The sequence below is a fragment of the Methylobacterium sp. JK268 genome, from assembly GCF_054052225.1.
This window is the reverse complement of the sequence record NZ_JBSVZN010000003.1, coordinates 152,463-167,593: the sequence shown is the minus strand read 5'-3', so window position 1 is coordinate 167,593 and position 15,131 is coordinate 152,463. Positions and strand designations below refer to the sequence as shown.

Below are 15,131 nucleotides of genomic sequence, written 5' to 3'. Positions count from 1 at the left end.
CGCACAGGTGGACCGGGTGCGGCTCCCCGTCAACCCGCCACGCCGCCGCGGCGCTCAGGCGGCCGGGGCGCGGCCCGCATTCCCGTCGAGGAAGAGCCGGTAGGCCGGGTTGTCGCTCTCGTCGTGGAACGGGTAGCCGAGTTCCTCCAGCGCCTGCTGGAAGCGCTCGCGGTCGGATTCCGGCACCTGGATCCCGGCGAGCACGCGGCCGTAATCGGCGCCGTGGTTGCGGTAGTGGAACAGCGAGATGTTCCAGACGTGGCCGAGGCTGTCGAGGAACTTGAGCAGCGCGCCCGGCCGCTCCGGGAACTCGAAGCGCAGCAGCCGCTCGTCCGCGAGGCCCGGCACGCGCCCGCCCACCATGTAGCGGACGTGCACCTTCGCCATCTCGTCGTCGCTGAGATCGAGGACCGGATAGCCGAGGGCGGCGAGGCCCTCGATCAACGCCCGCTTCTCGCCCGGCTGGCCCTGGATCTGCACGCCGACGAAGATGTGCGCGTCCGCCCCTTCCGCGATGCGGTAGTTGAATTCGGTGATGGCGCGAGTGCCGATCGCCTGGATGAAGGCCCGGTAGGCGCCGGGCTTCTCGGGGATCGTCACGGCGAGCAGCACCTCCCGCCGCTCGCCGAGTTCCGCCCGCTCGGCGATGTGGCGCAGCCGGTCGAAGTTCAGGTTGGCCCCGCTGTTGATGGCGATGAGCGCGCCGCCCCCGCCCGCCCCGTGCTCCGCGACCCAGGCCTTCAGTCCCGCCACGGCGAGCGCCCCGGAGGGCTCCGACATGGCGCGGGTGTCGTCGAACACATCCTTGACCGCGGCGCAGATCGCGTCGGTGTCGACCGTGACGACGCCGTCGAGATGCTCCCTGCACAGCCGGAACGTCTCCTCGCCGGCCTGACGCACCGCGACACCGTCCGCGAACAGACCGACGCTGTTGAGCACCACGCGCTCGCCGGCCCCGAGCGCCGCCGCCATGCTGGCGGCGTCCTCCGGCTCGACGCCGATGACCTTCGTCTCGGGCCGCAGGAACTTCACCACGGTGGCGATGCCGGCCGCGAGGCCGCCGCCGCCCACGGGCACGAAGATCGCCTCGATCGGCGCCGAATGCTGCTGCAGGATCTCCAGGCCGATCGTGCCCTGGCCGGCGATCACCTCGGGGTCGTCGTAGGGGTGGATGAAGGTCAGCCCCTGCTCCGCCTCCAGGGTCTTGGCGTGCGCGTAGGCCTCGTCGAAGGCGTCGCCGTGCAGCACCGCGTGGCCGCCGCGCGCGCGCACCGCCTCGACCTTGATGGCCGGGGTCGTGCGCGGCATCACGATGGTGGCGGTCACGCCGAGTTCTGCGGCCGCCAGCGCCACGCCCTGCGCGTGGTTGCCCGCCGAGGCGCAGATCACCCCGCGGTCGAGCACGTCCCGCGGCAGCCCCGCCATCTTGTTGTAGGCCCCGCGCAGCTTGAAGGAGAAGACCGGCTGCAGGTCCTCGCGCTTGAGCAGCACCGCGGCGCCGAGCCGCGCGGAGAGCCGCGGCATCCGGTCGAGGGGGCTCTCGATGGCCACGTCGTAGACGCGGGCGGTGAGGATCTTCCTGATGTAATCGTGCACGGGACGGGTCCGGATGGCGGCGGGACGGGACCCTGCCGCAGAGGCGCCCCTTACCGGGTTTCGCGCCGGGAGGCGAGCGCGGCCGTTGTTTCAGGTCACGCCGCGCGAGATCCACTTGGCGACGAGCGGCCCGGTGATGATGACGACGAGGAGCCGCAGGGTCTGCACACCCAGGACGAAGGAAACGTCCGCCTTCGACCCGACGGCGATGATCGCGACCGAGTCGAGGCCGCCGGGGCTGGTGGCGAGGACCGCCGTGAGGAGGTCGATCGGCCGCAGGAAGGTCAGGCCCCAGGCCCACAACCCGCAGAGCGCGATCAGCGCCAGGGTCGCGGCGAGGACCCCGGGCAGGGCCGTGATGGTCGCCCGCACGGTGGCGCGCGTGAAGCGCAGGCCGACCGTCCACCCGACCGCCGCGTAGGCCAGGGCGAGGAGCCAGTTGGGAAGGCTCATGCTGGCGAGGCCGGTCGCGTGCAGCGTCGCCCCGACGGCGAGCGGCCCGATCATGGCGCCGGCGGGGATGTTGAGCCAGCGCCCGAGCGTCGCCCCGACCGCCGCGACGGCGAGGGTGAGCAGCACCGCCAGCGGCTCCGCCGCGCCCACCGGGGCCGGAAGGGCGCCGGTCTCCGGAACCGCGAAGACCCGGGCGATGACCGACATCGTCAGGACCACGCAGGCGACGCGGAGATACTGCATGTAGGCGACGAGGCGCGGATCGGCCCCGTACTCCTCGGCCATCGCCACCATCGCGGAGGCGGCGCCAGGCGAGGAGCCCCAGGCGGCCGTGGTGCCGGGCAGCAGCCGCAGCCGGGTGAGCAGCCAGCCGACCGCGGCGCTCGCCAGCACGGTCACGCCGACCACCGCGAGCATCAGCGGACCGTCCGCGACCAGGGTCTGCACGATCGAGGCATTGACGGCATGCGCCACGAGGCAGCCGATCAGCGCCTGCGCGGCCAGGAAGCCGAGGCGCGGGACGCGGATGCGCGCTCCGGTGACTCCGAACGCGATCGCGGCGAACATCGGTCCGAGAAGGAGCGCGGCCGGGAAGCCCGTGCCCGTGAAAAGCGCCGAGAGCGCCGCCGAGGCGGCGACGAGCCCGACCCATTGCGGGATCGGTCGTGCTGCGGAGCGGCGGAACTGGAGAGCGGCGGACTTCATCGATGATCCGGGCATGACCACGCTGCCGTTTAGAGCATGGGGCGTGCAAAACGATGTCCGCGCCGGCAGGCGCTGGGACATGGCAGCCCCGCGCTCAGAGCAGATCCCCGAGACGGCCTTTGCGCTGCCGACATGGGCGCTTCCGCGACCTCGCGAGACAGAGCCTCTACCGCAGCATGACGCAGCGGCATGAGGGAGGGCGCGACGATGCGGAGCAGGCCATTCGGGTGGCGGTGGATCGTTCGGGAGTTCCGCCTGCGCAAGGGCCACACGGCCCTCCTCGCCGCGCTCATCGGGCTCAGTTATTGGACAGGGCTGATCTTCCCGGTCGCGCTGCAGCAGATCATCGACGCGATCGTAGCGGGCCGGGTCGATGGATGGCTCGTCGGCCTCGCAGCTGCGGCGATCGCTGCCATCGCGACAGAGGTGGGAATGGAGTGGCTCCGCCGACGCGTCAATGCGGGCCTCACGCTCTTCATCGACAGGCGAATCTCGCGCCGGATCTTCTGTCACCTGATGCGCATCCGGTTCGACGGAGCCCAATCGCAGGCCGGCGACCTCCTCGCCCTGTTCGACGAGCGGGAGAGGATCTACGAGTTCGTCCTGTACACGGCGCCGATCCTGATGGTCGACATCGGCGGCGCCGCGGTCGGGCTGGGCCTCGCCTACGCCTATGACGTGGCGTTCGGAGCGACGCTCACCGCCGCGCTTCCCGTCGTCGCGATGATTGGCCGACGGCGAGGGGCCGGGATGGAGGACGCCTACGACGTGCAAGTCGGCGCGAAGGCGGCGTATCAGGGCGTTGTCACGGAGACGGTCCACGGGCTCCCGACGGTCAAGGCGCTGGCCATTGAGGGAGAGCGGGTCCGGCGGTTCGAAAGGGCGAGCGCCGCGCTCTCGCGCGCCAACCGGAACGTCTCCGTCGCGGGGATCCGCTACAATCTGCAGAGCCAAATCATCGCCCGGGGCGTCACGCTCGTCGTGACCGGCATCGGCTGCTGGCGGCTCTACCAGGGCGATCTCACGGTCGGCGGCCTGCTCGCGCTGCAGGTCATCACCGGCCGTATCACCAGCCCGATCTCCCATCTGGGACTGTTCCTGGAGCAAACGCGGAAGGCCAACGTCGCCGTGCGCCGCATCGCGGCCTTCTTGGCGCAACCCTCCGAGCGGGCGGAGAAGCAGCCGCCGCGACGCCAGTTCGACGAGCACGGCATCGCCATCACCGATCTCTCGCTCACCTATCCCGGCGCGGCGCGGCCAGCCCTCGACGGGATCAGCCTGACCTTGCCGCCGCGGGGCGTCGTCGCCATCGTCGGGCGCAACGGGTCCGGCAAGTCGACGCTCATGCGGATCCTGCTCGGCCTGCAGCGGGATTATGCCGGCCGCGTGGAGATCGCCGGTGGCGAGGTGCGCGACTACGATCCGCGCTGGCTGCGCTCCCGCATCGGGACGGTGGACCAAGAGACGATCCTGTTCTCCGGCACGGTGCGGGACGTGGTGTCGACGGGGCGGCACCACGAGGCGGCGATCCGGGAGGCGCTCCGCTTCGCCGGCGCCCTCGACTTCGTCGAGGCGCTGCCCGGCGGCCTCGACGCGCCGCTCGGTGAGAACGGCCGCACGCTGTCGGGCGGCCAGCGGCAGCGCCTTTCCATCGCCCGCGCCGTGCTGCGCGATCCGGCGATGGCGATCCTCGACGAGCCCACCGCGTTCCTCGACCCGGAGGCCGCGCTGGCCTTGGAGCAGCGTCTCGCCGCGTGGGGCCGCGACCGGCTGCTGCTGCTCGTGACGCATCACCTCGCGGCGGCCCGCCAGGCCGCGACCATCGTCGTTCTCGACGGAGGGCGCCTCGTTGGGACCGGCACGCACGAGGCTCTGCTGACCACCGTGCCGGTCTATGCCTCGCTGTGGGCCGACTACACCCGCTCCGTGAAGGCCGAGCCGGCCGCCCTCATCCCCGCTTGAGCCCGGGCTCCTTTGGCCCCGCCGCAGGGATACGTCGCGGCGGGAGCCTGGGCGCGGAAGAACGCGGCGAGCTGCTCCATACCGTCCCCCCGCGGGTCGCTCGCCCGCCAGGCCAGCGCGATCACCCGGTCCGGGCCGTCCTCGCCGAAGCGGCGGCAGACCGTCAGCCCGCTCGGATCCGGTCCGGCGGGCGCCGCGAGGGCCGGAAGGAGGGTGTAGCCCGCGCCCGCCGCCACCATCGAGCGCAGCGTCTCGAGGCTGGTCGCGTGCCGCCCCGCCGTCCCCCCCGCCCCGCAGGCCGCGAGCGCCTGGTCGCGCAGGCAGTTGCCCTCGTCGAGGAGCAGGAGGTCCGGCCCGGCGAGGTCGTTCGCGCGGGGCGGGTCGCCCGCCGCGAAGGCGTGGTCGGACGGGCAGGCGAGCAGGAAGGGCTCCCGGAACAGCGGCGCGACGGTCAGGCCCGCTTCCGGGATCGGCAGCGAGATCAGGGCCGCGTCGAGCCGGCCCTCGCGCAGGCCCTCGAGAATGCCGGCCGTGCGGCCCTCGCTGAGGGCGAGGGAGAGCTGCGGGAAATCCTGCCGGATCTGGCGCAGCACGTGCGGGAACAGGTAGGGGCCGAGCGTCTGGATCGCCGCGAGCACCAGCCGGCCCGACAGCGGCGCGCCGTGCCCCTCGTGAGCGAGGAGCACCAGCCGCTGCGCCTCCGCGAGGACGGCCCGCGCCTGCCGCACCACGGCCTGGCCGGCGGGCGTCAGCAGCACCCGGCGGTTCGTGCGCTCGAAGATCGTGATGCCGAGCGCCTCCTCCAGCTTGCGCACCTGCACGCTCAGCGTCGGCTGGCTGACGGCGCAGCGCTCCGCCGCGCGCCCGAAGTGATTTTCGTCCGCAACGGCAACGACGTATTCGAGATCCCGGAGGGACAGGGCGGCGGCATTCATAGGCCGCGTCTATCACAGCTTTCGCAACGATGCATTGGCCCCGGGGCGGGCCGCGGGTCCATAGGTCCGACCGAGAACGGTTCGAGGGTGGTTGGGCTTCAGGTCTTCCATCCCTATCTCGGTCGTGCTCGCGCGGCAGCGGCGTCCTCGAGGGCGCGGCGCCGCCCATTCGATGGCGAGAGGAGGCTTCATGAGCGATCAACGCCCGATCCTGACGACGCGTCAGGGCCACCCGGTCCGCGACAACCAGAGCCTGCGCACGGTCGGCGAGAGGGGCCCGGCGACGCTCGAGAACTACCAGTTCATCGAGAAGATCACGCATTTCGACCGCGAGCGGATCCCCGAGCGCGTCGTCCACGCCCGCGGCGCCGGCGCCCACGGCTACTTCGAAGCCTACGGGAAGATCGGCGACGAGCCGGCCTCCAAGTACACCCGCGCCCGCGTCCTCACCGAGACGGGCGTGAAGACACCGGTCTTCGTGCGCTTCTCGACCGTGGCCGGCGCCAAGGAGAGCCCGGAGACCGAGCGCGATCCGCGCGGCTTCGCGGTGAAATTCAAGACGGTCGAAGGCAATTGGGACCTCGTCGGCAACAACCTCAAGGTCTTCTTCATCCGGGACGCCATCAAGTTCCCGGACATGATCCACGCCTTCAAGCCCGACCCGGTGACCAACCGCCAGGAGGCGTGGCGCTTCTTCGACTTCGTGGCGCAGCACCCCGAGTCGATCCACATGGTCACCTGGCTGAAGTCGCCCTGGGGCATTCCGGCGAACTACCGGGAGATGGAGGGCTCGGGCGTCAACACCTACAAGCTGGTCAATGACCAGGGCGAGGCGGTGCTCTGCAAGTTCCACTGGATCCCCAAGCAGGGCGTCCGGAACCTGACCTCTCAGCAGGCCTCCGAGATCCAGGCCAAGGATGTCGGCCACGCGACGCGTGACCTCTACGACAACATCAGCAAGGGCAACTTCCCCGAGTGGGAGTTCGCCGTGCAGATCATGCCGGACGGCCCCAACGATCACCTGTCGTTCGACCCGCTCGACGACACGAAGCGCTGGCCCGAGGATCAGTTCCCGCTGCTGAAGTGCGGCCGGATGGTGCTCGACCGCGTGCCGGACAACTTCTTCGCCGAGGTCGAGCAGTCGGCCTTCGGAACCGGCGTGCTCGTCGACGGGATCGACTTCTCGGACGACAAGATGCTCCAGGGCCGGACCCTGTCCTACTCGGACACGCAGCGCTACCGCGTCGGTCCCAATTACCTGCAGCTGCCGATCAACGCGCCGCAGCCGGGCGTGAAGGTCTACTCGAACCAGCGCGACGGCCAGATGACCTACCAGGTCGACGGCACCGGCCCGAACAAGCACATCAACTACGAGCCGAGCACGCTGGCAGAGGGCCTGCGCGAGGCGCCCAAGCCGGCCAAGGACTACCACCAGCCGGTGAGCGGCAACCTCGGCCGCTACCAGACCAGCCGCGCCGAGGACGACTACGTCCAGGCCGGCGAACGCTACCGCTCGTTCCAGGATTGGGAGCGGGAGGACCTGATCGCCAACCTCGTGGGCGATCTCAAGCAGTGCCCCGAGCCGATCCAGCTGCGGATGGTCTGGCATTTCTGGCACGCCGACGAGGATTACGGCCGGCGCGTCGCCGAGGGCGCGGGCATCGATCTGGAGAAGGCGAAGGCGCTGCCGCCGCTTCCCGGCCGCGCCGCGCCGGGCAAGCGCCTGACCGCCGAGACCTACACGGACGGGTCGCAGGCCCACCGGGTCGCCGCCGAGTAAGGTCGTCGCCTCCTCTGACCCGAACCCAGCCCCGCCCGGACCGTCCGGGCGGGGTTTTTGCTGGGTCGCGCGGGCGAAGGCCCTGCGGATGCGAGGTGGCGCGGTGCCGGGCGGCGGCGATCGATCCTCGCGGCGGCAACAGCGTCACGCGTGGTCGGCGCAGGATGCGGGCGCCTACGCGCGCCGGAACCGCCACGCCACGCTCGTTCCGTCCGTGACGTCGAGGTGGAGTACGATCTGCTCCGTGCGCCGGGCGCCGTTCGACGCGGCGAAGAACACGCTCTCCTCGATCACCGGGTCGACGCTGTCGGCCTCGAACAGCCAGGTCTCGTCGCCCGCCCCCTGCAGGCGCACGGCGCGGCCCTCGCGGGAGACCCGCAGGGACGGGTGGAGGTGGAAGCGGATCGCCGCCTCGACCGGGCGGCTGGTCGGCCGGGCGCGGCCGCCCGGCGCCGGCCTGCGGAAGGCGTCCTCACCCTCGACGCCGCCCCCGCCCGGCGGCACGCGCCAGCGACGCTCGTGCACCAGCCCGAGGGTCGGGAGGTAGCCGTCGTGGCTCGCGGCAAGGACGAGCGTCCCGTCCGGAGCGGTGCCGCGCTCCACCGGCACCCGCGCGGGCCCGCGCAGGATCACCGGACCGAGCCGGTGCCGCAGCCACGCGGCGATCGGGTGCGCGAAGCCGCGCCCCGGCGGGTTGAGGAAGCGGCAGGACGAGGCATTGCCGAGGGTGACGGTGGAGTGCGCCGCCGTGGTGCGGGAGAGCTGGCGCATCTCCTCGCCGCTGGCCGGCATGCCGCAATTCACCACCAGCCGCTGCGCGCCGCTCGACAGTTCGAAGGACAGGCAGCCGGCCCCCGCCAGGGTCGCGTGGGCCAGGGGCGGCGCCGGGCCGATATCGGCCACCAGCAGCGTCGTCCCCGCTTCGAGCCGCGCGTAGCCCGTGTGGGGCGCGTGGGTGAGCGGGCGGGCGAGCGCCCCGTCGTAGATGAGCAGGGTGGCGAGCTGATCGGCCTCCGTCGCGCCCATCCCGTTATGGTGGCCGAGCGAGGCGTCCCCGTGCCGCAGCAGCCGCAGGAAGGGCAGCATCCGGTCGATGGCGACGAGAAGGGCCTCGGGCGGAGCGATGTCGCGGCTGAGGAAGCTCTGGCGGAGCGGCAGCAGGTCGAGCAGCACCTCCTGCACGATCGCCGGGTCGCGGCTGACGTGGCCGCCATCGGCCAGGATCTGCCGCCCGAGTTCCCGGACGAGCAGCCGGGTGCCGCGGCGCAGCACCGGCTCGAACCCGTCGCAGCACAGCCCAGCATAGGTCAGGGCCACCGCGGCGGCGAGGCGCTGGCGCGGCGGGACGCCGTGGCGCAGGGCGGCGTCGAGGCGGCGCACGCAGCGTCCGATCCCCCTCAGGAAGGCTTGGTAGAAGCCGTGATCGGCGCCCTCCAGCACCAGCGGCGACTGGCTGAGCAGCGAGATCAGGCGCCGGGCCGCCACGTGCGGGCGGTCCGCGATCTCGCGGTCACCCCGGCCCGCGAGGTAGTCCTGCACGAAGGCCCGGGCGTTGGATCGCGCGAGCGCGCTGTCGGCGGCGCTGAGATGGCGCAGCCAGCCGAAGCCGTAGAGCGCCTCGCCCCATTCGAGGGAGGGCGGCGTGAAGTCGAAGGGCGAGCGCCCGCCGGTGGCGAGCGCCCGGCCGGCGAAGACGAACAGCCCGGCATAGATGTCGCCCGCGAGCGTCGGGTCGCTGGTGCGCAGGTCCTGGGGCGCGATGACGAGGCCGCTGGGCCGCAGGCGGGCCACGGCCGAGGGGACCGACGCGACGTGCAGCAGGGCCGAGCGGGCGGACCGGCCGATCTCACGCCCGACGAGCCGGTAGAAGCGCCAGCGGTCAGGCCCCCAGTGCACGCCACCCCCCGAGGTCCCCGCGCGGCGGCGGGTCAGAACTCAACCATTGGTGAAGGAGACCGGCGCCGTCAAACGGCGCGGCCGCGCTTGTGAACAGGAACGACTCACGCCGGGCGACGCACGAACCGCGCGGCGAAGAACCCGTCGAGGCCGCCCCGGCCGCCCGCGGTGGCCGGCCATTGGCAGGGGAGGGTCCGCAGGTCCCCCGCCGGGCCGAGGAGATCGGTCTCGCCGGCGACCTCCGCGGGCGCGACCGGAAGGCGCGCCATCTCCGGGTGCCGCGCCAGGAAGGCCTCGGCCTGCGCCTCGCCCTCCTCGGGCTCCAGCGAGCAGGTGCAGTAGACGAGCCGCCCGCCGGGCGCGAGCAGGCGCGCCGCCTTGTCGAGGAGCTTCGCCTGGAGGGCGGCGAGGCGCGGCAGGTCGCCCTCGCGCTTCGTCCAGGCCACGTCGGGGTGGCGGCGGATCGTCCCCGTGGCGCTGCAGGGCGCGTCGATCAGCACCGCGTCGAACGGCTCATCCTCGGGCAGGCTCAGCGCGTCGGCGGCCCGCGTCTCGGCAGAGAGGCCGAGCCGCGCGAGGTTCTCGCGCAGCCGCCGCAGCCGCGCCTCGGAGCGGTCGACGGCGAGGACCGCGGCTCCGGCGGCCGCGAGCTGCGCGGTCTTGCCGCCCGGCGCCGCGCAGAGATCGGCGACGCGCTCGCCCGGCCGCGGCGCGAGCAGGCGGGCCGGCAGGGCGGCCGCCGCGTCCTGCACCCACCACGCGCCCTCCGCGAAGCCCGGCAGTTGCGGCACCGGCGTGCGGGCCTCGTCGAGGCGCAGGGACCCGGTCGGCAGCAGGACGGCGCCGAGCCGTTCCGCCCAGGCCTCCGGCTCCGCCCTCACGGAGAGGTCGAGGGGAGCCCCGCGCAGATGCGCGGCCGCGATGGATGCGGCGGCCTGCGCCCCGTAGGTCGCGGTCCAGCGCCGGGCGAGCCAGGCGGGCGTGCCGAGGCCGAGCGGGTCGGCGTCGCCCTCCCGTCGGATCGCCTCCTTCTCCCGGGCGACGCGCCGGAGCACCGCGTTCACGAGGCCCGAGAGGTGGCGGAGCTGCGGTTCGCCCTTCACGAGCCGCACCGCGAGGTCGACGGCGGCGTGGTCCTGGGTGTTCAGGTAGAGGATCTGCGCCGCGCCGGTCGCCAGGACGGCGAGGAGCTTCGGCTGGTCCGCGGGCAGGCCTTGGGCCAGGCGCGCCGCCAGCGCGTGACGGATCTCGCCCAGGTGGCGGAAGGTCGTGGTGGCGATGGCGCGGGCGAGCGCGAGGTCAGGCCCGGACAGGCTGGCGCGGGCCGCCGCCGGGTCGAGCACGTCGTCGAGGGCGGTGCCGGAGCGCGCGCCGAGCAGGTCCGCCACGGTGGCGACGGCGAGGCGCCGCGCCGGCAGCCCGGCGGTCCGGTCCTCTTGTCGATCCTCTCGCACCTCGTCCATGAAGCTGCCGCATCTCCCGCCTTGACGGCGCGTCGGACCCCCTCCACCTCCGGGCGAGGAGCATCGACGCGCGAGGGGCCGGACGTGACACCGTGCCGGCCCGGATGCAAGCGGGAGAAGGATCATGGACGAGAGCGGGACCCCCGAGAGCCCGGACAGGGCCCTGTCGCCGGCGGCGCGGCGCGCGCTGGCCGAGGCGGAGGCGCGCCGGGCGGAGATCGACGCGCGGGCGGCCGAGATCCGGCGTGCGCGGGAGATCGACGGCCGCGGTGGCCTCGAGCCGGTGCGCTACGACGACTGGGAGGTGAAGGGCCTGGCGACGGATTTCTGAGCGCCGCCCGACGGGGAACAGGCGGCCGCGGCCCTCCGTTGCCGACCGGCAGGTCCTGGAGGCAGCGATGGCTGAGACGACGATCAAGAAGGTCTCGGGCGAGACCTCGCCGCACGGTGCGCAGGGCGAGCGCTACCTCGCCTCGGGCAAGCGGGTGGCGATGCGGCTCTGGGAGGAGGAGCCGCCGACGGAGGGCAAGGCCGCCGTCGCCCGCGACTACGAGACGGTCGGCTACGTGATCGCCGGCCGGGCGGAGCTCGAGGTCGCCGGGCAGACGGTGCGGCTCGAACCCGGCGATTCCTGGCTCGTCCCGGCGGGGGCCGAGCACACCTACCGGATCCTGGAGACCTTCACGGCCGTCGAGGCCACGTCGCCGCCCGCGCAGGTGCACGGGCGGGACGGCTGAGGGCCCCCGCGTCGCCTCACCGGGTCACGATGACCGGCGTGCCCACCGCGACCCGGGCGAAGAGATCCACGACGTCCTGATTGTACATCCGGATGCAGCCGTAGGACGCGAAGGTCCCGATCGAGCCCGGGCGGTTGGTCCCGTGGATCGCGTACTCGCCCCGGTCGAGCGTCAGCGCCGCCGCGCCCATCGGATTGTGGGGCGAGCCGCCGGCGATCACGTCGGGCAGGCGGGGATTGTCGCGCTTGACCTCGCGGGGCGGCGCCCAGGCCGGCTGCACGTACTTGCCGTCGATGGTGGCCGTGCCGGTCCACTGCTTCCCTAGCTTGCCGACCGCGACGGGGTAGCGGATCGCCGTGCCGTCCCCATTCACGTAGTAGAGCCGCCGCTCACCCGTATGCACCACGATGCTGCCGGCCGACACGCCGGGGTCGAAGACGACGACCTCGCGCGCCGCGGCGTGGCCGCACGTCACCGCGGCCGCGGCGGCGATGGCCGCGGCCCATCCACTCTGCCTGATCATCCCTGTGGTCCTCGAACGTGACCATTGAAGCGGGACGATAATTCGCGGCCAATCCTGACGTTCCGGTTGGCGAAGATGCTTGCCCGGGGGTGAACGCGCCCCCTCTCCGACGCAGCCTTAACGCCGGGTGTCCGCGGCCCGCCAACAGGGTGACGCCGCGTTGACATGCGAACAGAAAGTGAACAAATTCGTATCCGTCCACAGGAGGCTCGGGATGCGGACCTATCGGTTCCACTGCACCAACGGACTGGAATGCGTGCTCGACGGGTCCGGGCAGCGCCTGCGGCCGGGCGAGTCCGTCGCGGCGCGGGCGCGCGCGGTGGCGGCGGACGTGGCGCGGCACGGCGGCGACTGGTCGGGCTGGAGCGTCACCGTCCACGACCTCGCGGGGCGGCAGGTGCTGGTCGTGCCCTTCGGCGCCGGTCCGGCGCTCGCGCTCGCGGCCTGACGGGGAACCTCCCCGAGACGAAGCGAGGCTCCGGGAGGCCGGGCGCCCGAGACGTCCCTGGCGGACGCGTCGTTCCGTCCAGCGAACGACGCCTCGGGCTTCGCGGGGCTCAGGCCGAGCGCAGCAGCGGGGGCGCCGGCACGGCGATCGGGGCCGGCGGCCGATCCTGCGCCACGATCACGTCCGGCACGCCGCAGGATTCCGCCAACTCGTAGAGGGCGATGAGACCGGCATCGTCGGGCGGCGCGTTCGACGCGATCACGACCGCATCCACCCAGGCGCAGGCGGCCTCGATCAGCGACAGCGCCGCGTCGTCGCCCGACCGCGCCTCCAGCGTGCAGAGAACCCAGTCGTAGGCCTGGCCGAGGGCGTCGAGGGCGATGCCGAGGGCCTTGCGCTCGGTGAGGAGAATGTCGGTGCCGAGCGTGCCGAGGCCCACCTGGTGGAGCCAGGAGCCCTCGTCGCCCCGGATCGCCGTGCCGAAGCTGGCCTCACCCGCGACGACGTCGCTCAGGCCGTCACCGTTCTCGGCGACGGGACCGTCCATCCGGACGAGGACGGCCCGGCCGGTCCGCGCCAGGGCCCGGCCGACGGCGAGGGCGATCGCGCCCGCCGCGGCGCCGCTCTCGATGACCAGGATGCGCCGTCCTCCGCCTGCGCTCTCCACGGTGCCGAGGCGCGCCACCAGGGCGTCGAAGTCGTAGCGGTTCCCGCCGGTGCCGGAGGCGACCGGCGCGCCCTGTTCCGGAAGCGGGGAATCCGGCGCCCGATCGGTCGCGGTCACGACTGGGGTACCGGGCTCGATCAGCACCTCCTCCGGGACCTCGTCCGGGTCGGCCGTGCCGCGCCGCAGGAGCGGGGCTTCGTCCGCCGGTGCGGCGGGCTCCTGCGGGAGGATGGTGCGCGGCGGATCCGTCGGGAGCACCGCCGTTGCGGCGCGGGGCGCCGCGGCATCGGCCGCGCGGGATCCCGCCTCCGCCGTCGGCGGCACGATGGTCGGGCGGCGGCGACCGGCGCCCTGGGCGCCGTCCGGGTCCGCGGCGATCAGGCTGCGGGTCATCACGGCGCCTGCGGCGAGGAGGAAGGCGATGGCGGTCGTGAAGCCGATGATCGGGAGCTTCTTGGGGAAGGACGGCGTGTCCGGGACGATCGCCCGCGACACCACCCGGGCATCGGGCGGCGCGGCGCTCTCGGCGTCCCGCGCAGCGGCCTCGCGGTAGCGGGCGAGGTAGGATTCGAGCTGCTCGCGCTGCACCTTCGCCTCGCGCTCCAGCGCCCGCAATTCGACCTCGCTGGCATTGCCCTTGGCGACGAGGTCGCGCTGCGCGTCGACGGCGGCCCGCAGGCTCTCGACGCGGCTCCCAGCGATGCGGGCGTCGTTCTCGAGGATGCGCACGGTGCGGTCCGCGGCCGACCGGATCTGGCCTTCGAGGTCGGCGAGCTGCGCCGTCAGCTCCTTCATGCGGGGATGCTGGGGCAGGAGGGTACGGCTCTCCAGGGCGAGCTGCGCGCGCAGCGTGATGCGCTGCTCCACCAGCCGGCGGATCAGCTCGTTGTTGGCGACGTCCGGGATCTCGAAGGCGCGCCCGTCGCGGATCATGTCCCGGATGAGCGTGGCCTTGGCGCCGGCATCGACCTGCGCGGCCCGGGCCTGGGTCAGCTGGGTGGAGAGTTCGGTCAGCTGCTGCGCGACGAGCGGCTGCGGCCCGCCCGCACCGCCCGCGCCCCCGACGAGGCCGTTGCGCGCCCGGAAGACCTCGACTTTCGCCTCGGCCTCCGCCACGCGGCCGCGCAGGGTCTCGACGTTGGTGCCGAGCCAGCTCGACGCGTAGCGCGCGGTGTCCACCTTCGCCGCCGCCAGCGAGGCGAGATAGAGGTCGGCGATCGTGTTGGCCCCGCGCGAGGCGAGGTCGGGATCGCGGGACCGGAACTCGATGGTGAGGATGCGCGACTTGCCGGCCGGATAGACCAGCAGGCGGTCGAAGTAGCGGTCGAGGATGCGGTCCTCGGACTCGCGCTCGAGGGGATTGGGCATGAGCCCGACCATCACCAGCACCTGCTGGAGCGGACCGATGCCCTCGACCATCGGATCGAACTCGCTGTTCCCCACGAGGCCGAGGCGCTTGATCGCCTCGCGGGCGAGATCGCGCGACATCACCACCTGGACCTGGCTGGCCACGGCCTGCTCGTCGATCGGCGGCGCCGCGTCGCCGCGCTCCTGCTGGGGGCGCGTGAAGGCACTGTCGCGGCTCTCCAGCAGCAGCTTCGCCTCGCCGGTGTAGCGCGGGTTCACGACCTGCACGAAGACCAGGGCGGCGGCCATCGCGGCGAGCGTCGGCAGCAGGATGGCGAGCCAGTGCCGCCGCAGGAGGCGGCCGAGATCCCCGACGGCCAGACCGTCCACGCTGGATGCGCGATCGGCGCCGGTCGGCCCGGCCGCCCGGCCGCCCACGGAAAAATGCGAAACAGCGGAGGTCGCGCGGAGCATGCGGGCCGTCTGCGATGCGAGGTATCGGGCGGATGGCGGAGCCGTCCGGAACACGATCAAAACTGATTAAGGTTGAAGCCCGGTAAATTTCCCGGCGGCTTGACTGGTCATGGAGTCCAGGCGTGGCGCTCGCATCGAGTGAGCA

Annotated in this window: 12 protein-coding genes; 5 read left to right on the top strand and 7 right to left on the bottom strand. The window is 72.9% G+C overall.

Annotation, left to right across the window (positions count from 1 at the left end; genetic code table 11):
• Positions 1 to 54: 54 nt before the first annotated feature.
• A complete protein-coding gene (gene ilvA / locus ACW9J6_RS04665; RefSeq protein WP_457115275.1) occupies positions 55 to 1,596 on the bottom strand; it encodes a threonine ammonia-lyase, biosynthetic in 1,542 nt (513 codons plus the stop codon).
• Between the two features lie 90 nt (positions 1,597 to 1,686).
• The gene (locus ACW9J6_RS04660) at positions 1,687 to 2,754 is read right to left on the bottom strand and encodes an AbrB family transcriptional regulator (RefSeq protein ID WP_457115274.1); all 1,068 of its coding nucleotides are present in this window, start codon (positions 2,752 to 2,754) and stop codon (positions 1,687 to 1,689) included.
• A gap of 207 nt (positions 2,755 to 2,961) precedes the next feature.
• On the opposite strand from ACW9J6_RS04660, the gene ACW9J6_RS04655 reads away from it, so the two are divergent.
• On the top strand, positions 2,962 to 4,716 hold the full coding sequence (locus ACW9J6_RS04655; RefSeq protein ID WP_457115273.1) for a peptidase domain-containing ABC transporter: 1,755 nt from the start codon (positions 2,962 to 2,964) through the stop codon (positions 4,714 to 4,716).
• Here the strand turns inward: ACW9J6_RS04655 and ACW9J6_RS04650 are convergent.
• Entirely contained in the window at positions 4,668 to 5,651 is a 984-nt protein-coding gene (locus tag ACW9J6_RS04650; RefSeq protein WP_457115272.1) for a LysR substrate-binding domain-containing protein, read from the bottom strand. The genes ACW9J6_RS04655 and ACW9J6_RS04650 overlap by 49 nt on opposite strands.
• Before the next feature lie 190 nt (positions 5,652 to 5,841).
• Here ACW9J6_RS04650 and ACW9J6_RS04645 point away from each other — a divergent pair, with 190 nt between their 5' ends.
• Positions 5,842 to 7,431: a catalase gene (locus ACW9J6_RS04645; RefSeq protein WP_457115271.1), complete on the top strand. Its 1,590-nt coding sequence runs from the start codon at positions 5,842 to 5,844 to the stop codon at positions 7,429 to 7,431.
• A 174-nt stretch (positions 7,432 to 7,605) separates the two neighbouring features.
• Here the strand turns inward: ACW9J6_RS04645 and ACW9J6_RS04640 are convergent, their stop codons facing one another.
• Both ACW9J6_RS04640 and ACW9J6_RS04635 read right to left on the bottom strand, forming a co-directional pair.
• Complete coding sequence (locus ACW9J6_RS04640; protein WP_457115270.1) at positions 7,606 to 9,327, bottom strand: heparinase II/III family protein; 1,722 nt, start codon at positions 9,325 to 9,327, stop codon at positions 7,606 to 7,608.
• A 104-nt stretch (positions 9,328 to 9,431) separates the two neighbouring features.
• Positions 9,432 to 10,790: an RsmB/NOP family class I SAM-dependent RNA methyltransferase gene (locus ACW9J6_RS04635; protein WP_457115269.1), complete on the bottom strand. Its 1,359-nt coding sequence runs from the start codon at positions 10,788 to 10,790 to the stop codon at positions 9,432 to 9,434.
• A gap of 124 nt (positions 10,791 to 10,914) precedes the next feature.
• On the opposite strand from ACW9J6_RS04635, the gene ACW9J6_RS04630 reads away from it, so the two are divergent.
• Together ACW9J6_RS04630 and ACW9J6_RS04625 are read left to right on the top strand one after the other, a co-directional pair.
• Entirely contained in the window at positions 10,915 to 11,121 is a 207-nt protein-coding gene (locus ACW9J6_RS04630; protein ID WP_457115268.1) for a DUF1674 domain-containing protein, read from the top strand.
• Between the two features lie 67 nt (positions 11,122 to 11,188).
• Positions 11,189 to 11,527 (top strand): cupin domain-containing protein, encoded by a 339-nt coding sequence (locus ACW9J6_RS04625; protein WP_457115267.1) that lies wholly within the window; start codon positions 11,189 to 11,191, stop codon positions 11,525 to 11,527.
• Positions 11,528 to 11,543: 16 nt separating this feature from the next.
• Here the strand turns inward: ACW9J6_RS04625 and ACW9J6_RS04620 are convergent, their stop codons facing one another.
• The gene (locus ACW9J6_RS04620; RefSeq protein ID WP_457115266.1) at positions 11,544 to 12,050 is read right to left on the bottom strand and encodes a L,D-transpeptidase; all 507 of its coding nucleotides are present in this window, start codon (positions 12,048 to 12,050) and stop codon (positions 11,544 to 11,546) included.
• 214 nt (positions 12,051 to 12,264) lie between these two features.
• On the opposite strand from ACW9J6_RS04620, the gene ACW9J6_RS04615 reads away from it, so the two are divergent.
• Positions 12,265 to 12,498 (top strand): DUF6894 family protein, encoded by a 234-nt coding sequence (locus tag ACW9J6_RS04615; RefSeq protein ID WP_457115265.1) that lies wholly within the window; start codon positions 12,265 to 12,267, stop codon positions 12,496 to 12,498.
• Positions 12,499 to 12,607: 109 nt separating this feature from the next.
• Here ACW9J6_RS04615 and ACW9J6_RS04610 read toward each other — a convergent pair whose 3' ends face one another.
• Positions 12,608 to 14,986, bottom strand: coding sequence for a GumC family protein (locus ACW9J6_RS04610; RefSeq protein WP_457115264.1), 2,379 nt, complete (start codon positions 14,984 to 14,986; stop codon positions 12,608 to 12,610).
• Positions 14,987 to 15,131 lie beyond the last annotated feature (145 nt).

What these genes read in the sequence shown, in the direction of transcription:
- ACW9J6_RS04625 (WP_457115267.1), top strand. Translation starts at nt 11,189, where the DNA reads ATGGCTGAGACGACGATCAAGAAGGTCTCGGGCGAGACCTCGCCGCAC.
- ACW9J6_RS04650 (WP_457115272.1), bottom strand. Translation starts at nt 5,651, where the DNA reads ATGAATGCCGCCGCCCTGTCCCTCCGGGATCTCGAATACGTCGTTGCC.
- ACW9J6_RS04635 (WP_457115269.1), bottom strand. Translation starts at nt 10,790, where the DNA reads ATGGACGAGGTGCGAGAGGATCGACAAGAGGACCGGACCGCCGGGCTG.
- ACW9J6_RS04660 (WP_457115274.1), bottom strand. Translation starts at nt 2,754, where the DNA reads ATGAAGTCCGCCGCTCTCCAGTTCCGCCGCTCCGCAGCACGACCGATC.
- ACW9J6_RS04655 (WP_457115273.1), top strand. Translation starts at nt 2,962, where the DNA reads ATGCGGAGCAGGCCATTCGGGTGGCGGTGGATCGTTCGGGAGTTCCGC.
- ACW9J6_RS04630 (WP_457115268.1), top strand. Translation starts at nt 10,915, where the DNA reads ATGGACGAGAGCGGGACCCCCGAGAGCCCGGACAGGGCCCTGTCGCCG.
- ACW9J6_RS04610 (WP_457115264.1), bottom strand. Translation starts at nt 14,986, where the DNA reads ATGCTCCGCGCGACCTCCGCTGTTTCGCATTTTTCCGTGGGCGGCCGG.
- ACW9J6_RS04645 (WP_457115271.1), top strand. Translation starts at nt 5,842, where the DNA reads ATGAGCGATCAACGCCCGATCCTGACGACGCGTCAGGGCCACCCGGTC.
- ACW9J6_RS04620 (WP_457115266.1), bottom strand. Translation starts at nt 12,050, where the DNA reads ATGATCAGGCAGAGTGGATGGGCCGCGGCCATCGCCGCCGCGGCCGCG.
- ACW9J6_RS04615 (WP_457115265.1), top strand. Translation starts at nt 12,265, where the DNA reads ATGCGGACCTATCGGTTCCACTGCACCAACGGACTGGAATGCGTGCTC.